Origin of the sequence: Bosea sp. AS-1 (genome assembly GCF_002220095.1) — a bacterium.
Lineage (GTDB): Bacteria > Pseudomonadota > Alphaproteobacteria > Rhizobiales > Beijerinckiaceae > Allobosea.
In genome coordinates this window covers 1,080,364-1,097,690 of the sequence record NZ_CP022372.1, presented here as the reverse complement: position 1 = coordinate 1,097,690, position 17,327 = coordinate 1,080,364, and the positions used below count along the sequence as shown (strand labels likewise).

The following is a 17,327-nucleotide window of genomic DNA, read 5'->3' as shown; positions in this document are numbered from 1 at the left end:
GATCAGGCGGCCGGCAGCGCCGCGCTCGGCGCCTCAATCCGGGTGATCGCCTTCTTCACCGCCTCCTGCACCTTCTCGAAGGCGCGGACCTCGATCTGGCGGACGCGTTCGCGCGAGACGCCGAACTCCTCGGAAAGCTCCTCGAGGGTGATCGGGTCCTCGGCAAGGCGGCGCGCCTCGAAGATGCGTCGCTCACGCGGGTTCAATACGTCGAGCGCCTCGCGCAGTGCCATGTGGCGGTTGCTGCTCTCCTCGGACTCGGCGAGGCGGCTCTCCTGGCTGTCCGAATCGTCGACCAGCCAATCCTGCCACTCACCTTCGCCGTCTTCACGCAATGGCGTGTTGAGCGATGCGTCGCCGCCGAGGCGGCGATTCATGTCGACCACGTCCTGCTCGTTGACGCCGAGCTTGGTCGCGATCTGCTTGACCTGATCGGGCCGCAAATCGCCGTCGCCCAGAGCCGCGATCTTGCTCTTGGCCTTGCGCAGGTTGAAGAACAGCTTTTTCTGGTTGGCCGTGGTGCCCATCTTCACCAGCGACCAGGATCGCAGAATGTATTCCTGGATCGAGGCCTTGATCCACCACATCGCATAGGTCGCCAGCCGGAAGCCCTTGTCGGGCTCGAAGCGCTTGACCGCCTGCATCAGGCCGACATTGCCTTCGGAGACGACTTCGCCGATCGGCAGGCCGTAGCCGCGATAGCCCATGGCAATCTTGGCGACGAGACGAAGATGCGAGGTGACGAGCTTGTGCGCCGCATCGCGGTCGCCATGCTCGCGCCAGCGTTTCGCCAGCATGTATTCCTCGCTCGGTTCCAGCATCGGGAACTTGCGGATTTCATCGAGATAACGTGAGAGTCCGCCTTCCGCGGACAGGACAGGCAGCGAAGCACTCGCCATGCGCGTGTCTCCTCCTTCAGGCCCCCGCTACGCGGCAGGCCCACCGCGCGATCAACCTTCGCGCAGGTTTCGGACAATGCGAATTGATCCAACGCAGAAACCGGACGGGAGTTCGGCGGGATCGGTCGCGTGCGGCGCCCCCTTGGCCATCCGCATCCGATAACCCCAGTATATGCGAACTCAGTCTGGCGGAAAGGTGGCAACGGCGCCAGATCGGCTCACAGCCTCGCGAGGGCTGCTTGCAGCTTTGCAAAATCCGCCGGCGGCTGGGATTCGAACAGCATCTCCTCGCCGGTCGCCGGATGCGCGAAACCAAGCACCGCCGCGTGCAGCGCCTGCCGCCCCAGCGCCGTCAGCGCCTCGCGCGCCTCCTCCGGCAAACGCACCGCCTTGGTGGCGAAGCCGGAGCCATAGAGCTGGTCGCCCAGCAGCGGGTGGCCGATATGACTCATATGCACGCGGATCTGGTGCGTGCGGCCGGTTTCCAACCGGCATTCGATCAGGCTCGCCAGCGGCTCGGTCTCGTCCAGCCCCTTCAGCAACGGCGGGTAGCGCTCGAACAGGGTGATGTGGGTGATGGCCTCGCGGCCTCGCCCCTCCTTCACCACCATCATCTTCTCACGATTGCGGTTCGAGCGCTCGATCGGCGCATCGATCGTGCCTTCGCGCAGCCGCGGAACGCCCCAGACGAGGGCGAGATAGGCACGCTGCAACGGCCCCGTGCGGCCATGGTCGGCGAACTGCTTGGCAAGCTTCTGATGTGCCCGGTCGTTCTTGGCGACGACGAGCAGCCCGCTGGTATCCTTGTCGAGCCGGTGCACGATGCCCGGCCGCCTGACCCCGCCGATGCCGGACAGGCTCTCGCCGCAATGGGCGATCAGCGCATTGACCAGCGTGCCGTCCTCATGGCCACCGGCCGGATGCACGACGAGCCCCGCCGGCTTGTCGATCACGATCAGGTGCTCATCCTCGTAGACGACATCGAGCGGAATATCCTGCCCGACCGGCTCGGCTGGCTTCGCCTCCGGCATGACCAGCGCGATCGCGTCGCCCTCCGCGACCTTACGACTGCCATCGCTGGTGACCGTGCCGTTCAGACTGACACCACCCTCCTTGATGACCTGCTGCAACCGGGCGCGCGAAATTTCGCCCGCGAGCACGGCCAGCGCCTTATCGAGCCGTAGGCCCGCCTGCTCTGCGCCGACCTGCAGGGTCACCATGCCGTTTTCGCTGTTCTGTTCAAAACCGGAGCTCATGCCGCCGCTATAAGGCGCATGACTTCCCGCCGCACGCCTTTTCGTCGTGATGCGCCGGAACCGTCACTGCGAACCTCGAATGGCGGTCTTTGGGAGCCCGCCCGCTCAACCGAACAGGCGGAACCCGCCTTTCTTCGGCTCGGTCGGCGGCTCTTCGTCCGGCCCCGGGTCATCTGGCGCATGCGGAACGGGAAAGATCACCGGCTTCGGCGGCATAGCGTCGCGGGCGGCCGCCGTGCCGGCTCCGGCCGCCGGGGCGCCAGAAGCTTCTGCCGGCTTCGAAAGGGGGGCGCCCATCTGCGCCTCGGTCTTCGCGGTCGCTTCGGCCTTGGTCTCGGGCCTGGCCCCGACCGGAGCAGAAGCGACCGGCGCAGACTTCGGCTCTTCCTGGGGCGAAGCCGCTGCCGCCACGGCAGCCGGTTCCACCACCGTCACGCTCTCCGGCTTCACCTCGATCAGCTTAGTCGAATCGTCGAGGTCGGCGAGCACATCGTCGAGCGCCTGCGGCGGGCTGCCGAGCGTCGCCGGTGGGACCGTCCAGACGAAGGCGTCGAGGCGGCCGGTGATGGGCGAAACCGGCATCCAGTGGTCGGAAACCAGCCCGTCCGCGACCCAGGCGGCGTCATGCGGCGCCCGCGTGGCTCGCGCCAGCCATTCGCGCACCTTGCCGGCAGAACCGTGTTCGGCCTCCTCCAGCTCGGCCATCAGCAGGCAGGCGCGCACCGAGGGGCCGCCCGCCAGCAGCGGCTTCAGCGTCTCGCGCGCCTTCTGGAACTCGCGCGCCTGGATGGCTGCACCGGCCAGCACCAGCACGCTTTCCGGATCGGCCGGGCGCAGCTTGGCAAGCGTCGTCGCGCGCTGCAGCCGATCGAGCGCGCTGTCGCCGGGACGAACATCGAGATAGGCCGCCGCGACATCCGGGTGCGGCGACTCGCGCCAGGCGGCTTCGAGCAGCTTCGAGGCCTTGCGGACATCGCCGCGCTCGGACAGCATCCGACCGGCAAGCGCCGCCGCCGGCGTCAACCCAGGCGCGAGCTTCACCGCCTCCAGCGCCGCCGCGAGCGCCCGTTCCGGCTCCTTGTCGCGTGCATCGAGCGCCTCTGCGGCGAGCAGAACGGCGCGCTGACGGCGCGCCTCCGCCTTGTCTGCGAGGCGCAGCGCCGCGCGGCGCTCGACGGCGGTGCGCGCCGCCTGCCAGTCCCCGGCATTGGTGTGGAAGTCGAGCAGCGCATCGTTCGCCCAGGCAAGCGAGGGCGAGCGGCGTACCGCATCGTCGGCGAAGGCACGGGCCGCCGCCATGTCGCCACGCCGCTTGGCTTCGACAAAAAGACCGCGCAGGCCAAGCACCCGCGTCTCCGAACGGTCGAGCATCGCCTTGAAGGCGGCTTCGGCCTGGGCACGATTGCCGGTGAGCTGCGCCGTCTGCGCCTCCAGCAGCAGGGTCAGCGGCTCGCTCGGCACGAAGCGGCGCGCCTCGCCGGTGTAGCGCCCCGCCGCGACGGGATCGCCCGCGCCGATCGCGACCATGCCGCGCGAGACGGCCTCGAAACCGCGCGCCCGGCGCCTTGCCCGCGACGACAGGCTAAAGGCGGAAGGCAGCCCGAAGACGAAGCGGATCACCGCCCAGACCAGCAGCACCAGGAAGGCGAGCACGACCACGCCGATCGCGCCGATCGCGACGCTGGTATCGATACGATAGCCCTGCCAGATCACGGAAATTTCGCCGGGCCGGTCGGCGAGCCAGACGGCGCCGAAGGCCAGGCAGGCGAAAACGGCGAGATAGACGAGAACGCGAACCATGGACTCTTCTATCCTCCGTCAGCCCGCAGTGCCCAGCGCCGCGACTGCATCCTGCGCGATTTTGGCGATGGCTGCATCCGCCGCCGCCCGCTTCTGCAGATCGGCGCCGAACTCCGCACTGGCACGGCGCGCCGGCTCGGGCAACTGGCTCCACAGCGCCGCCGCCTTTGGCATGTCGTTCGCTGCGACGGCGCTTTCGAGCCGCAAGGGCAGCGTCGCAGGGTCGTTCGAGCCGCTGTCGCCAACGGGCCGAACCGTGACGATGCGGCTCGCCAGCCCCCAGAGCTTGTCCGACCAGCTATCCGATTGCGGCGTGACCTCGCGCTGGAACATCGCGCCGTGCTTGCGGAAGCCGGCGAGCAGAGCCTCGCGCGTCGCGGCTCCTGTCGTTGCGACCGCCGACAGCGCCGCAGCGTCGGCCTGCGCGACTCCGCCCTTCACCAAAGCCGCGACATCGCTCGCAAAGGGGCGCCCACCTGCAAGGGCTCGCTGAACCCGCTCCGCCAGCACGATGCGCGCCGCAGCCATCCCTTCGGGGCTGGTCGTGGGTGCAGCCTTCGCCTGCGTCTCGACAGCCGCGACGCGCGCCGCGAGCTTGTCGAAGCGCTCGCCCGAAGCAGCCAGCGCCGTCTCGGCGCGCTGGAGTTGCTCGGTGACGGCGCCGGTATCGGCGGCTGGCGCCTTGGCGAGCGTGCCGACGCGACCTGCGAGCGCCTGCACCTCGGACCCCGCCTTCGTCGCCGCCTCTCCGGCGGTCTCTGCCTTGCGGTCTGCGCTGACGACGGCAGCCTGCAATCCGTCGACGCGGCCGCTGAGATCGGCCAACTGCGTCGGACTCACCGCCGGTCCGCCGGACCGCGTCGCGTAGAACATCAACCCCGCCCCGACGAGACCGCCGAGCACGCCGGCCACCGCCAAAGCGGGCCAGGGCGTCGCAGGCCGCGCAACAGGTTCGGCCCCCGAGCGCGGAGGCTCGGCCGGCGGCGGAGAGAACTCCTTCGGCAGCGCCTCGGTCGGCGCCGCCGCCTCGGGCGACGGCTTCCTGGCATCTGCCGCCTGTTCGGGCATCTCGGCTTGCGGCTGAGGCTCGGCCTTGAGCTCGATGGTCGGCGGCGTGCGCTTGAGGCTGCCGCGCGTCTCTGCGCGCCCCGCGTCTTCCGGTCGCAGGCGCTGAGAGACCTGCTCCAGCGCCGCCAGCATTCCCGCCTCCTCCGGATGCTCGGCGACCAGCACCGTGCTGGCGCCGGCCGAGATCAGCGGCGAGGCCACATTGGCCGAAAGCGCGACATGGGTCAGTTCCAGCGCCTGCTCCTCGACGCCAGCAGCCTGGGCCAGGCTGAGGAAGGTTTTGGCGCCCCGCGCCGAATAGTGCAAAGCGGCATCGGCCTTGCCATGCCGCAACGCGGCCTGCGCATCCTCCGGCAGCATCGAAACCGCTTCGGCGGCGTAGGCCTCCCAGAGCCCGACATCATAGCCCGCATCCCTCAGTCGCTGCGGCACATCCTCGTTGCGGTCCCGTGCCGCGATCATCAGCAGCCGGGCCGGCGCCGGCAGCGTCCGCCTGATCAACGCGATCAGGTCGTTGCGGTCGCCATCGGCGCTGCGTGCATCCTCCAAACCCGCTTCGCGAACCTTCGCCGCGGTGCGGGCGCCCACCGTGAAGATCGGCAGGTCACGCCAGGCCTCCGGCCCTTCCGCCAGCATCGGCACGGCATTGCCGCTGCTCAGGACGATGGCTGCGAAATCCCCGGCCGGCGCCTCGCCCGGCAACCTGACCACCTCGAACAGCGGCGCGACCAGCGGCTCGAAGCCATGAGCCGCGATGGCCTCGGCCGTGCGATCGGCATCGGGGCGAGGTCGGAAGACGAAGACGCGCATTCACAGCTCCTGACGAAACGGCCAACGATCATGGCACGAGCCGCGAACGGCACAGGCTCCCGCGATCGGGTTGCATTGAGGCGGAACGATGATGCCGGCCATCCCTCTCCCTTTTCTTTACAGCCCGGCGGGCGGCTCCCCTGAGCCACCGGCCGCTTTGTCCTTGGCCTTCGACCGTGGCAGGCACTATACGAAGGAATTGCCGGCGGAACACCGCTGCCTGCAACGCCTCATCACCTGATCCTCCATTCCGCGGGACAAGTCGACCGATCATGCGTGTTCTTGGGATAGAGACGACCTGCGACGAAACGGCAGCCGCGATCGTCTCCGTCGAACGCTCGGGTGAGACCAAGATCCTGTCGAACGAGATCCTGAGCCAGATCGCGGCCCATGCCGCCTATGGCGGCGTCGTGCCGGAGATCGCGGCCCGCGCCCATGTCGAGGCGATCGACCGCATCATCGCGCGCGCCTTTGCCCATGCCGAGCTCAAGCCCGGCGACATCGACGCCGTCGCCGCCGCCGCCGGCCCCGGCCTCGTCGGAGGCGTCATGGTCGGGCTCACCGCCGGCAAGGCGATCGCGCTCGCCACGGGCAAGCCCTTCATCGCCATCAACCACCTCGAGGCCCATGCGCTGACCGCGCGCCTTACCGACGACGTTGCCTTTCCCTATCTGCTGCTGCTGGTCTCCGGCGGTCATACCCAGCTTCTCGCGGTGCGCGGCATCGGGGACTACCTCAAGCTCGGCGGCACCATCGACGACGCCGTCGGCGAGGCCTTCGACAAGATCGCCAAGATGCTCGCCTTGCCCTATCCGGGCGGTCCGTCCGTCGAGCGCGAGGCGGCCAAGGGCGACCCCGAGCGCTTCGACTTCCCTCGCCCGATGCAGGGGCGGCCGAACCCGGACTTCTCCCTCTCCGGCCTGAAAACGGCGGTGCGCCTCGTCGCCGAGCGCATCGCGCCCCTCTCCGATAACGACGTTGCCGATCTCTGCGCCTCGTTCCAGGCAGCGATCGTCGACGTCATGGTCGACCGCACCCGCGCTGGCCTGCGCGCCTGCCGCGAGGCGGGCATCACTCCTTCGTCGCTGGTCGTCGCCGGTGGCGTCGCCGCCAATCAGGCGATTCGCAGCGGGCTCAGCCGCTTCGCCACCGAAGCCGGCCTGCCGATGGTCGCCCCGCCGCTCGCGCTCTGTGGCGATAACGGCGCGATGATCGCCTGGGCCGGGCTGGAGCGGCTCAGGCTCGGGCTCACCGACGACATGAAGGTCGCCGCCCGCCCGCGCTGGCCGCTCGACGAGCTCGCCCCCAAGCCCGCGACCGCCGCATGAGCCGATCCACGGGCTTCGCGACGATCGGCGTCGTCGGGGCCGGCGCCTATGGTGCCGCGCTGGCGCTTGCCGCCAGCCGTGCGGGCCGCGCCGTCCGGCTCTGGGCGCGCGACGTCGCAACGGTCGAAGCGATCCGCAAGGAAAGGCAGGCGCCGCGCCTGCCCGATGTCGCCCTGCCCGAAACCATCAGCGCTACCGCTACACTCGGCGATCTGGCGCCCTGCGACGCCTTCATCGTCGCCGTGCCGACCCAGAGCCTGCGAGACGCCACCGCTGCGATGGCCGCCGCGTTGCCGGCCGGCGCGCCGGTGATCTCGGCCGCCAAGGGCATCGAGCAGGCGAGCGGCCTGTTCCCGACCGAGATCATCGCCGGCCTCTGGCCGGAGGTTCCTACCGCAATCCTGTCCGGTCCGAGCTTCGCCGCCGATATCGGCCGTGGCCTGCCGACAGCCGTGACCCTCGCCGCGGCCGACCCGGCGCTGGCTCAAGGTCTTGCGGAGGCGCTGAGCTCGCCCGCCTTCCGGATCTATCATTCCGGCGATCCGCGCGGGGTCGAGATCGGCGGCGCGGCCAAAAACGTGCTCGCCATTGCGGCCGGCATCGCCATCGGGCTCGGTTTCGGCGAGAGCGCCCGCGCCGCGCTGGTCGCGCGTGGCTTCGCCGAACTGCGCCGCTTCGGCGAGGCGCATGGCGCCGATCCCGAGACGCTGATGGGATTGTCCGGCCTGGGCGACGTGGTCTTGAGCTGCGCCTCGCCGCAATCGCGCAATTTCGCCTATGGTCTGGCGCTCGGCCAGGGCAAGAGCCCGGCGGAGGCCGCCGGCGGCAAGCTGGCGGAAGGCGCCTTCACCGCCCCGGTCCTCGCCAGGATGGCGCAGTCGGAGGGCATCGAGACACCCATCGCCGAGGCCGTCGCGGCCATCATCGCGGGCCGGATCGGCGTGCGCGAGGCGGTCGCGGCGCTACTCGCGCGACCGCTCAAGGCGGAATGACGGAGGAAGCCATGGCGGGAGAACTCTCCGACCTCGGCAAGCGCATCGCGCGTGGCATTGCTGAGGTGAAGAAGACGACGGGCTCCGAGCTCGTCGCCGAAAGCGGCCCCGTGCCGCTCGCCGGCCGCATCGCCAGCCCGGTGATCCAGCATCGCCGGCGCCGGGCCGAGGGTACGCATCGCTTCGTGCTGATCCTGCCCTTCGGCGAGGGCGAGGTCCGAGTCGAGCTGGAGCCCAAGGACTACGCTGCATTGACCCGCGAGATGGTGCGGTTCTGGAACGAACAGGGCGAGGCGGCCTCGCAGCCCCCCGTGCCGCTGAAGGAGGACGAGGCCTGATGGCTCACTGGCTGATCAAATCCGAACCCTCGGTCTGGTCCTGGGACGACCAGGTCAAGGCCGGCGCGAAGGGCACGCATTGGGACGGGGTCAAGAACCACACGGCGAAACTCAACCTGATGGCGATGAAGAAGGGCGACCAGGTCTTCTTCTACCATTCCAACGAGGGCCTCGAGATCGTCGGCATCGTCGAGGTCATCCGCGAGGCCTATCCCTGGGAAGCCGCTGGCCCGCCCTGGGTGCTGGTCGATTTCAAGGCGGTAAAGCCGTTGCCGAAGCCGGTGACACTTGCCGCCGTCAAGGCCGAGCCGCGGCTCGCGAAGATGTCCCTCGTCACCTCCTTCCGCCTCTCGGTCCAGCCGGTGACGGACGAGGAATGGGACATCGTCTGCAAGATGGGCGGTCTCTGAACCCACCGCGACGGGCAGCGGCCAGCATCGCCGAAAGTCTGTGACACGAAAGTGCGAGCGCGAAGCGCTTGCCGCGCCGCGCCTGCATCCTATGATGCAGCCAATTCAAAGGAAGCGGGACCGCGCCCGCCGTCAGGCGGGGACGGGATCGCGATCAAGAACCCTGTCCGGGGAGACGCCTGCAAATGTCCGAAACGATCTATGACGTGCCAGCCGGCTGGGCCGACAAGGCCTGGGCGAACGATGCCCGCTATCAGGAGATGTACGCGGCCTCGATCGCGGATCCGTCGAAGTTCTGGGGCGAGCACGGCAAGCGGATCGACTGGTTCAAGCCCTACACCAAGGTCAAGAACACCAGCTTCGAGCCGGGCAAGGTCTCGATCAAGTGGTTCGAGGACGGCACCACCAACGTCGCCCATAACTGCATCGACCGGCACCTCGCCAAGCGCGGCGACCAGACTGCGATCATCTGGGAAGGCGATGACCCGTCCGAATCCAGGGCGATCACCTATCGCCAGCTTCATGCCGAGGTCAGCAAGTTCGCCAATGTGCTCAAGGCACATGGCGTCGGTAAGGGCGACCGTGTCACCATCTACCTGCCGATGATCCCCGAGGCGGCCTATGCGATGCTCGCTTGCGCCCGCATCGGCGCCATCCATTCGGTCGTCTTCGGCGGCTTCTCGCCGGATTCGCTGGCCAGCCGCATCGAGGACTCCGACTCCAGGATCGTCATCACCGCCGATGAAGGCCTGCGCGGCGGCCGCACGGTGCCGCTCAAGAAGAATGTCGACCTCGCCGACGACAAGGTGAAGGGCGGCATCGGCACGGTCATCGTCGTCAAGCGTACCGGCGGCAATGTCTCGATGAAGGCCGGCCGCGACGTCTGGTATCACGACGAAGCCGGCAAGGTTCCCGCCGATTGCCCAGCCGTCGAGATGAATGCGGAAGATCCCCTCTTCCTGCTCTACACCTCAGGCTCGACAGGTAAGCCCAAGGGTGTGCTGCACACCACGGCGGGCTATCTCGTCTATACGGCGATGACCCACCAATATGTCTTCGACTACCATGACGGCGACATCTACTGGTGCACCGCCGATGTGGGCTGGGTGACCGGCCACAGCTACATCCTCTACGGCCCGCTCGCCAACGGCGCGACGACGCTGATGTTCGAGGGCATCCCGACCTACCCGTCGATCTCCCGCTTCTGGGAGGTCATCGACAAGCACAAGGTCAACACCTTCTACACCGCGCCGACCGCGATCCGCTCGCTGATGGGCGCCGGCGAGGAGCCGGTCAAGAAAACCAGCCGTGCCTCGCTGCGCCTGCTCGGCTCGGTCGGCGAACCGATCAATCCGGAGGCCTGGGAGTGGTATCACCGCGTCGTCGGCGACCATCGCTGCCCGATCGTCGACACCTGGTGGCAGACCGAGACCGGCGGCATCCTGATCACGCCGTTGCCGGGCGCCACCAAGCTGAAGCCCGGCTCGGCCACCCGCCCCTTCTTCGGCATCAAGCCCGAGATCGTCGATACCGAGGGCAAGGTCCAGGAAGGTGCCTGCGAGGGCAATCTCGTCATCGCCGATAGCTGGCCCGGCCAGATGCGCACTGTCTACGGCGATCACCAGCGCTTCATGGACACTTATTTCGCGACCTATGCGAACAAGTACTTCACCGGTGACGGCTGCCGGCGCGACGCCGATGGCTATTACTGGATCACCGGCCGCGTCGACGACGTCATCAACGTCTCGGGCCACCGCATGGGTACCGCGGAAGTCGAATCGGCGCTCGTCGCGCATCCCGCGGTCTCGGAGGCTGCCGTCGTCGGTTATCCCCACGACATCAAGGGCCAGGGCATCTACGCCTATGTCACGCTGATGACCGGCCAGAGCCCGAGCGAAGATCTGCGCAAGGAACTCGTCGCCTATGTCCGCAACGAGATCGGGCCGATCGCGTCGCCGGACCTGATCCAGTTCGCGCCGGGCCTGCCCAAAACCCGCTCCGGCAAGATCATGCGCCGCATCCTGCGCAAGATCGCCGAGGACGAGCATGGCGCGCTCGGCGACACCTCGACCTTGGCCGATCCGGCCGTAGTCGACGACCTCGTCGCGAACCGTCAGAACAAGCGCAAGGCCGGCTGAGTTGCCGTTCCGCGGCCGCTTCTCAGGGAGCGGCCGCGATCACTTCGATCTCGACCTTGAATTCCGGCCGGGTAAAACCGGAGACGATCATCAGGGTCGAGGCTGGCGGCGGCACGCCGACATGCGCGTCACGCGATTCCATATAGCCCTTCATATGGGCGCGGTCGGTGACATAGGCGTTGATCCGCACGATGTTGCCGAGCGTCATCTGCGCTTCGGCGAGGATCGCGGCGATATTGGCGAAGCAAAGATCGGCCTGCTCGCGTACGCCCTGCGGTACCGTACTGTCCGCCATTATGCCGAGCTGGCCCGAGCACACGGCCAGTCGCCAGCCTGCCGGCACCGCCATGCCATGGCTGTAGCGCGCGAAGGGCGGGGCGATCGAAGTCGGGTTGAGCGGTATCATGGCGGTCCTTCCGAAGCGCCGCACTATGCCCGCGAGGCGGGCGCGGAACCAGATCGGACTTCGCGGGTTCGCAAGCGGGTCCGGTTGGGCTAGACCATGCTCATGCCGCGTTCATTATGGCTCTGTGATACTGACGCAAAGTTAGATTGATTGGGATCGCGCCGCATGACGACGACGAAGACCGCTATTCCGGCGCTGAAGGCGACCGCCCTGCTTCCCCTGCTGGCCTTGACAGCCTGTGCCGGTTCGCAGCGCTTCTCGGGGCCGGTGATGAACCCGCCCTCCTATAGCCAGCCCGTCCTGCCTGCGGCGCCGCCGGTGACGTCCGCCCCCGTGACGTCCGAGCCGCTGCCGCCCCCCGGCGGTTATCCAGCCGCTTCCGCCCCACCGCCCGGAGCCGGCGGCGCAGTGCCCGGGCAGGATCCGTTCTTCGAGCCTGGTGCCGGTGCGCCGCAGGGTCAGCCGCCGATGGGCCAGCCGGGCCAGGCTCCGGCCACGCCGGGCAACAACCAGGTCGCTGGCCTCGGTCCCAGCCCGACGGCTCCGGCCCGTCCTTCGACGACGCGCGACAACGTGATCGGTGGCTGGACCGCGCGCGAGGCGACCGGCGGCACCTGCCGCGTGCAGCTGTCGAGCGCGCCGACTCTCGATCTCTATCGCGCCAGCTCCTCGGGCTGCGCCAACCGCGATCTCCAGAAGATCACGGCCTGGGACTACCGCGACGGTGAGGTCTATCTCTACCAGCAGGGTGGCACGGTCGCAGCTCGGCTGCGCGCCACCAGCGGCAACGCACTTGACGGCGCCGTGACCAAGTCTGGCGCGGCCCTGTCGCTCAATCGCTAAGGCGTCCGACCGGTCCGAAGGGGCAAGTAGCATTTCGGATCGATATGGCACCGTAACGGCGATCAGATCGCAAGGCGCTGCGTGCGCCTCACGATCTGACGGTGCGCCTACGCTCTGAGTGCGCGAGCGAAAAGGCGCGTCGGCCAGAAGGCTTTCTGCAGCGACAGAGCCAGCGTGGCGAAGCCCTGGGCGTTGTCGAGCGCCTCGTCGAGGATGGTGAAGGGGGTGGGACCGCCGGTGGCGATCACGCCCTCGACATCGGCATAGCCGCCAACCAGATCCGCCTTGAACTTCTGCGCGAGCCGCCGCATCGCGGCATTCTCCGGCAAGCAGGTCATGTAGAGCGTCCTGATCCCGCGATTGCGGGCGGCCGTAATCAGCCGCGCGAACAGCTCGCCGCCGATGCCGCTGCGGCGCCAGCCGGTCTCGACGCTGAAGGCTGCCTCACCAGTCTGCGCGATGATGTCGTCAAGGCCGCGCAGTTCGGCCGCGCCGCGCACCACGCCATCCTCGATAAAGGCATAGACCAGTCCACCGACCCCGAAGGTCGTCATGGCGTAGTTGTCGAGGAAGGCATCGTTCACGGCCGTACCGAAGCGCTGCTGCCGCGTCAGCGGGTCGAGTCTCAGCAGATGATCCCTGAAGAGATCGCGTTCCGCCAGCCACAGCCTGCGGATTTCCCCGCGGCCGGCCTTGCCGCGGACTTTCGTTGATCGTGTCATTGTCATCTCCCGAACAGCGCCGTGTCGCGCTATCGAACAGGAGGCGTTCTTCCCTAGCCGCGCTTCAGATCGCCTTCAATTGCGGCGATTGCAAGAGGCCCAGCTGCGGCATTTTTGCCGTAGGCGCGTGAAGAGGCGGCAAATAAAGTAAACATCCATGCACCAAGCGCATGACAAACGCCGTTTACCGGCTTGGGGATGGCGTAAAAAAAAGCACTATAATGACGGAAAATGTCGTGCGATAATTTCGCATTGACCCCGATGACGGCGCGCCCGGCATGAGCTAAGTTGCGTGCTCCCGGTCACTCATATCTGAAGCTCCATGTTCGATCGTCGCAAGCCTCCTGCTGCCCAGCCTTTCGTCACGCACGAAAATATCGAAGCCAAAGTCAAATGGTTCGACCCCGAGAAGGGGTTCGGTTTCGCCTCGCCCGTCGACGGCTCGGGCGATGTTTTCCTGCACATCTCGGCGATCGGCCCGTTGGACCAGCAGGATCTGCTGCCCGGCGCGACCATCGTCGCCGATCTCGGTGAAGGCCGCCGCGGCCTGCAGGTCGTCGCCGTTCACGAGATCGACGCCTCCACCGCCACCCAGACGGCGCCGGCCGCTCCGCGCGGCTTCGCGCCGCGCGCGCCCCGCGACGATTTCGGCGGCGGCTTCCAGGATCGTGATCGCGGCCCGCGTGGCGGCGGCTTTCAGGACCGCGACAGCGGCCCGGTCGAAGGCCCCTTCGATGGCGCGGTCAAGTTCTTCAACTCGGATCGCGGCTTCGGCTTCATCGCTCCCGACAAGGGAGGGCCGGACGTTTTCCTGCATGTCTCCTCGCTGAGCCGCAGCGGCCTGCAGCCGCCGATGGACGGTCAGCGCGTGCGCTTCTCGATCCGCGCCGGCCGCAAGGGGCCGGAAGCGTCGAACATCAGCTTCATCTGATCGAGAACCACCTCGAAACGACAAAGGGCCCGCCATCGGCGGGCCCTTTTTCTTGGGCTTTGGCGGTCGTGACGGCGCCGGATGATGCACCCGGCGCTCGCTCCCGCGTCAGTGCTCGTGGTCGTCGCCTTCCAGGCCGCCGATATGCTTCTGGGTGTAAAGTTCCAGACCGACGCGATCGATGAGGTCGAGCTGCGTCTCGAGGAAGTCGATATGACCTTCCTCGTCCTTCATCAGCGCCTTGAACAGGTCCTCGGACGGATAGTCACCGACGTCGCGGCAATATTTGGCAGCTTCCTGGTAGAGCGCCCGCGCCTCGACTTCGGCCTTGAGGTCGCATTCGATGACTTCCTTGACGTTCTCGCCGATGCGGAGCTGGTCAAGCGTCTGCAGGTTCGGGAAACCTTCGAGAAAGAGGATGCGGTCGACGAAACGGTCGGCATGGACCATCTCCTCGATCGATTCCTTCTTCCAGGTCTTGGCCATCTCCTTCAGCCCCCAATTGTCGAGCATCCGGTAGTGCAGCCAGTACTGATTGATCGCGGTGAGCTCCGAGCGCAGCCCCCGGTTGAGATATTCGATGACCTTCTTGTCGCCCTTCATGGCGTCGCTCCTCACGATCTACATTAGAATGATCCTAATGTAGAGAGGAGTATCCCGGAAGGAAAGAGGGAAAACGACGCGTGTCCAGGCAATCCACCGGCCGGACGAAGCGGCTGCCTCAGGCAGCCTGCGCCGCGGCGTCCTCGGATAGCGCGATGCCATCCAGCATGCGCCCGACGCTGACGTGGACGGCGCACTCGATCTCGCGGCTGGCACAGCTATCGCACTGAGTCGCGCAAGCGGCACGAGCTTCGGCTAGGATCGAGCGAACCTCGCGTGCGCAGCGCCCGCAATCCGGGCTGCAGCCGAGGCAATCATAAGCCTCACCTGCGGTCCGCGGGCCGCTACCGTCAGGGCCGACAGTGCCCTTGATCTGCCGGCAGGACAGGACGTTGCAGGAACAGACGATCACGCGTGATGGCCTGCCACCCGCTTGGCCGTCGTGACTTCCTCGCCATCGGCATTGCGCAGCCGGACAATGACCTCGACCGAGGAGATCATCATGCCTTCCGGCGCCTCCGGCAGGCCCGAGACATGGATCATCGAGCCGGGGATGTCGGTCACCGTCTCGTCCTCTTCATTGTAGAAGTGGTGGTGTTCCGAGACGTTGGTGTCGAAGAAGGTCTTGGGGCCCGACACCGAAACCTGGCGCAGCAGCCCGGCTTCGGAGAACTGGCGCAGCGTATTGTAGACCGTGGCGAGCGACAGGGGCTCGCGCGCCCGCAGCGCCTCCTCGTAGAGCATCTCGGCGCTGACATGACGGTCGCCCTTGGCGAAGAGCAGCCAGCCCAATGCCATACGCTGGCGCGTCGGGCGCAGGCCAGCCGCCCGCAGGCGCGCCTTCACCCCGCTGATCGGGCAGGAGGTCGGGCTTTTCTGCGGCCACGGAATATGCTCCGCCGCGACAGCCTGCTCCCGATCCTTGCTCGCCAGAACGCTCATCGAAAAACGCCTTCCACTCTCCAGCCTCGCGGCCCCGTAGTTTAGAAATCATCTAAACTACTGATATTACTGACATATTTGTCGTACCGTCGCCGGAATGTCAATCGCGCGGGATGCGACATCGCGCTGCAGAGCAGCGTTGTGCACCGCCGCGATCCGTAACAAGGCCGGCGTCGATCGACCGGAAGACTGGCCATCAGGGCTGAAGATCCGCGGAGAAGCGGCTCGCTCGCGGCGATGGCCGTCAGTGCCCGCCACCGGCGCCGGCAGCGACCGGCTTTGGCTTGCTCAGGAAGACCGAGAGAACCACAAGGCCGGCGAAGATCGCCGTCAATCCCAGGAAGACGTCGCCGAAGGCCATGACCAGCGCCTGCTTGTGGACACGCTGGTTGAGCACGGCCATCGCCATCGTCTGTGCCGCATCGCCAAAATCGTTGAAGCGTTGCGTCGTGTTCGCAAGCGCTTCCTCCGCGACCTGCCGCCCTGCTGCGACCCATTCGTGCAACCGGGTGATGTGCAGGTCGGTGCGGGTGTTCAGCATCGTATTGATGATGGCGAGCCCGACCGCCCCGCCGAGATTGCGGGTCAGGTTGTAGAGCCCCGAAGCGTTCTTGAGCTGCTGCGGCGGCAAGGTGCCGAGCGCAACGTTGTTGATCGGCACCATGCAGAGCATGAGGCCGCAGCCGCGCAGCACCTGCGGCCAGAGCAGTTCGTAGAAGTCCCAGTCCGAGGTGATGCGGGACGCGATCCAGGTTCCCAACGCGAAGGCGCTGAACCCGATCATCATCATCACGCGCGGATCGAGCTTGGCCGAGAGCCGGCCCGCGATCGGCGCCGTGAAGAACATGCACAGACCGGTCACGAACATCGTCTCGCCGATCATCAGCGCATCATAGCCGCGGATGCGCCCGAGATAGACCGGGTAGAGATAGGTCAGCCCGTAGAGGCCGATGCCCATGCAGAAGGAGAACAGCGAACCGAAGGCGAAGTTGCGGTCCTTGAAGGCGTAGAGATCGACAAGCGGGTCGTCCCGGGTCAGGGCTCGCCAGAAGAACAGCACCGCACCGATCACCATGACCACCGAGAAGACGATGATCTCCTCGCTCTGGAACCAGTCCAGCCGTGTCCCCTCCTCCAGCACATATTCGAGGCTGCCGAGAAAAGCGGCCATGGCACCGAGCCCGATCCAGTCGAAGCGCTTGATCAGACTGTGGTCTGGCTTGTCGAAATCGATCAGCGTCCAGGCCGCGATGGTCACGCCGATACCAGGCACGACATTGACCAGGAACAGCCAGTGCCAGGAGAAGGCATGGCTGAGATAGCCACCCACCGTCGGTCCGATCGTCGGCGCGAGTGTCGCCACGAGACCGATGAGCGGCGAGACAACCGGTCGCTTCGAGGGCGGAAAGATGGTGAAGGCCGCGGCGAAGACGCCGGGGATCATGCCACCGCCGATGAAGCCCTGGATCGCACGCCAGACGATCATCTCGTTGATCGACGAGGCTGTCGCACAGAGGACGCTGGAGATGGTGAAACCGGCCGCCGCGATCGAGAAGAACACGCGCGTCGAGAGTGCGCGGCTGAGATAGCCCGACAGCGGGATCATGATCACTTCCGCGATCAGATAGGCCGTCTGCACCCAGGCAATCTCATCCGACGATGCGGACAGGCCGGCCTGGATCTCCGCCAGCGAGGCGGAGACGATCTGGATGTCCAGGATCGCCATGAACATGCCGAAGACCATCGCCATGAAGGCGAAGATCCGGCGCATCGGAATGGCGTCGGAAGCCGGCGGCGCTCCCGCCGGCGCATTCAAGGTCGCGGTGGCCATGACGGCCTCC

General features: G+C 67.0%; 16 protein-coding genes. 7 read left to right on the top strand and 9 right to left on the bottom strand.

Translation table 11 applies throughout. The features are described 5' to 3' along the window. Window positions 1-2 precede the first annotated feature (2 nt). The 4 genes from rpoH to CE453_RS06735 form a co-directional block, all read right to left on the bottom strand. A complete protein-coding gene (gene rpoH, locus CE453_RS06750) occupies window positions 3-899 on the bottom strand; it encodes an RNA polymerase sigma factor RpoH (protein WP_089173887.1) in 897 nt (298 codons plus the stop codon). 218 nt (window positions 900-1,117) lie between these two features. Further along, entirely contained in the window at window positions 1,118-2,155 is a 1,038-nt protein-coding gene (locus CE453_RS06745; protein WP_089173886.1) for an RluA family pseudouridine synthase, read from the bottom strand. 105 nt (window positions 2,156-2,260) lie between these two features. After that, window positions 2,261-3,955 carry a heme biosynthesis protein HemY gene (locus CE453_RS06740; protein ID WP_089173885.1) on the bottom strand — a complete coding sequence of 565 codons (1,695 nt, stop codon included), beginning with the start codon at window positions 3,953-3,955 and terminating at the stop codon, window positions 2,261-2,263. Between the two features lie 18 nt (window positions 3,956-3,973). Further along, window positions 3,974-5,833 carry a uroporphyrinogen-III synthase gene (locus CE453_RS06735; RefSeq protein ID WP_089173884.1) on the bottom strand — a complete coding sequence of 620 codons (1,860 nt, stop codon included), beginning with the start codon at window positions 5,831-5,833 and terminating at the stop codon, window positions 3,974-3,976. A gap of 272 nt (window positions 5,834-6,105) precedes the next feature. On the opposite strand from CE453_RS06735, the gene tsaD reads away from it, so the two are divergent. The 5 genes from tsaD (at window position 6,106) to acs (ending at window position 11,039) form a co-directional block, all read left to right on the top strand. Beyond that, window positions 6,106-7,161: a tRNA (adenosine(37)-N6)-threonylcarbamoyltransferase complex transferase subunit TsaD gene (gene tsaD, locus CE453_RS06730; protein ID WP_089173883.1), complete on the top strand. Its 1,056-nt coding sequence runs from the start codon at window positions 6,106-6,108 to the stop codon at window positions 7,159-7,161. Continuing rightward, window positions 7,158-8,153, top strand: coding sequence for an NAD(P)H-dependent glycerol-3-phosphate dehydrogenase (locus CE453_RS06725; protein WP_089173882.1), 996 nt, complete (start codon window positions 7,158-7,160; stop codon window positions 8,151-8,153). Before tsaD ends, CE453_RS06725 begins: the two co-directional genes overlap by 4 nt. A gap of 11 nt (window positions 8,154-8,164) precedes the next feature. Further along, window positions 8,165-8,491, top strand: a complete 327-nt coding sequence (locus tag CE453_RS06720) for a hypothetical protein (RefSeq protein WP_157732926.1) — start codon at window positions 8,165-8,167, stop codon at window positions 8,489-8,491. Beyond that, window positions 8,491-8,901, top strand: a complete 411-nt coding sequence (locus CE453_RS06715) for an EVE domain-containing protein (RefSeq protein WP_089173880.1) — start codon at window positions 8,491-8,493, stop codon at window positions 8,899-8,901. The genes CE453_RS06720 and CE453_RS06715 overlap by 1 nt, the downstream gene beginning before the upstream one ends. 185 nt (window positions 8,902-9,086) lie before the next feature. After that, window positions 9,087-11,039, top strand: a complete 1,953-nt coding sequence (acs, locus tag CE453_RS06710) for an acetate--CoA ligase (protein WP_089173879.1) — start codon at window positions 9,087-9,089, stop codon at window positions 11,037-11,039. A gap of 22 nt (window positions 11,040-11,061) precedes the next feature. Here the strand turns inward: acs and CE453_RS06705 are convergent, their stop codons facing one another. Beyond that, complete coding sequence (locus tag CE453_RS06705; protein WP_089173878.1) at window positions 11,062-11,445, bottom strand: RidA family protein; 384 nt, start codon at window positions 11,443-11,445, stop codon at window positions 11,062-11,064. A gap of 165 nt (window positions 11,446-11,610) precedes the next feature. Here CE453_RS06705 and CE453_RS06700 point away from each other — a divergent pair, with 165 nt between their 5' ends. After that, on the top strand, window positions 11,611-12,288 hold the full coding sequence (locus CE453_RS06700) for an AprI/Inh family metalloprotease inhibitor (RefSeq protein WP_089173877.1): 678 nt from the start codon (window positions 11,611-11,613) through the stop codon (window positions 12,286-12,288). 107 nt (window positions 12,289-12,395) lie between these two features. Here CE453_RS06700 and CE453_RS06695 read toward each other — a convergent pair whose 3' ends face one another. After that, the gene (locus tag CE453_RS06695) at window positions 12,396-13,010 is read right to left on the bottom strand and encodes a GNAT family N-acetyltransferase (protein WP_157732925.1); all 615 of its coding nucleotides are present in this window, start codon (window positions 13,008-13,010) and stop codon (window positions 12,396-12,398) included. Between the two features lie 322 nt (window positions 13,011-13,332). Here CE453_RS06695 and CE453_RS06690 point away from each other — a divergent pair, with 322 nt between their 5' ends. Beyond that, entirely contained in the window at window positions 13,333-13,941 is a 609-nt protein-coding gene (locus CE453_RS06690) for a cold-shock protein (protein ID WP_089173875.1), read from the top strand. A 108-nt stretch (window positions 13,942-14,049) separates the two neighbouring features. Here the strand turns inward: CE453_RS06690 and bfr are convergent, their stop codons facing one another. The 3 genes from bfr to CE453_RS06670 form a co-directional block, all read right to left on the bottom strand. After that, the gene (bfr, locus tag CE453_RS06685) at window positions 14,050-14,544 is read right to left on the bottom strand and encodes a bacterioferritin (RefSeq protein WP_089173874.1); all 495 of its coding nucleotides are present in this window, start codon (window positions 14,542-14,544) and stop codon (window positions 14,050-14,052) included. A 408-nt stretch (window positions 14,545-14,952) separates the two neighbouring features. Then, a complete protein-coding gene (gene irrA, locus CE453_RS06675; RefSeq protein WP_089173873.1) occupies window positions 14,953-15,486 on the bottom strand; it encodes an iron response transcriptional regulator IrrA in 534 nt (177 codons plus the stop codon). Between the two features lie 244 nt (window positions 15,487-15,730). After that, a complete protein-coding gene (locus CE453_RS06670) occupies window positions 15,731-17,317 on the bottom strand; it encodes a DHA2 family efflux MFS transporter permease subunit (RefSeq protein WP_089173872.1) in 1,587 nt (528 codons plus the stop codon). Window positions 17,318-17,327 lie beyond the last annotated feature (10 nt).

Bases quoted from the DNA above. Each gene is read 5' to 3' on its own strand.
- rpoH (WP_089173887.1), bottom strand. From the start codon at position 899: ATGGCGAGTGCTTCGCTGCCTGTCCTGTCCGCGGAAGGCGGACTCTCA.
- CE453_RS06745 (WP_089173886.1), bottom strand. From the start codon at position 2,155: ATGAGCTCCGGTTTTGAACAGAACAGCGAAAACGGCATGGTGACCCTG.
- CE453_RS06740 (WP_089173885.1), bottom strand. From the start codon at position 3,955: ATGGTTCGCGTTCTCGTCTATCTCGCCGTTTTCGCCTGCCTGGCCTTC.
- CE453_RS06735 (WP_089173884.1), bottom strand. From the start codon at position 5,833: ATGCGCGTCTTCGTCTTCCGACCTCGCCCCGATGCCGATCGCACGGCC.
- tsaD (WP_089173883.1), top strand. From the start codon at position 6,106: ATGCGTGTTCTTGGGATAGAGACGACCTGCGACGAAACGGCAGCCGCG.
- CE453_RS06725 (WP_089173882.1), top strand. From the start codon at position 7,158: ATGAGCCGATCCACGGGCTTCGCGACGATCGGCGTCGTCGGGGCCGGC.
- CE453_RS06720 (WP_157732926.1), top strand. From the start codon at position 8,165: ATGGCGGGAGAACTCTCCGACCTCGGCAAGCGCATCGCGCGTGGCATT.
- CE453_RS06715 (WP_089173880.1), top strand. From the start codon at position 8,491: ATGGCTCACTGGCTGATCAAATCCGAACCCTCGGTCTGGTCCTGGGAC.
- acs (WP_089173879.1), top strand. From the start codon at position 9,087: ATGTCCGAAACGATCTATGACGTGCCAGCCGGCTGGGCCGACAAGGCC.
- CE453_RS06705 (WP_089173878.1), bottom strand. From the start codon at position 11,445: ATGATACCGCTCAACCCGACTTCGATCGCCCCGCCCTTCGCGCGCTAC.
- CE453_RS06700 (WP_089173877.1), top strand. From the start codon at position 11,611: ATGACGACGACGAAGACCGCTATTCCGGCGCTGAAGGCGACCGCCCTG.
- CE453_RS06695 (WP_157732925.1), bottom strand. From the start codon at position 13,010: ATGACACGATCAACGAAAGTCCGCGGCAAGGCCGGCCGCGGGGAAATC.
- CE453_RS06690 (WP_089173875.1), top strand. From the start codon at position 13,333: ATGTTCGATCGTCGCAAGCCTCCTGCTGCCCAGCCTTTCGTCACGCAC.
- bfr (WP_089173874.1), bottom strand. From the start codon at position 14,544: ATGAAGGGCGACAAGAAGGTCATCGAATATCTCAACCGGGGGCTGCGC.
- irrA (WP_089173873.1), bottom strand. From the start codon at position 15,486: ATGAGCGTTCTGGCGAGCAAGGATCGGGAGCAGGCTGTCGCGGCGGAG.
- CE453_RS06670 (WP_089173872.1), bottom strand. From the start codon at position 17,317: ATGGCCACCGCGACCTTGAATGCGCCGGCGGGAGCGCCGCCGGCTTCC.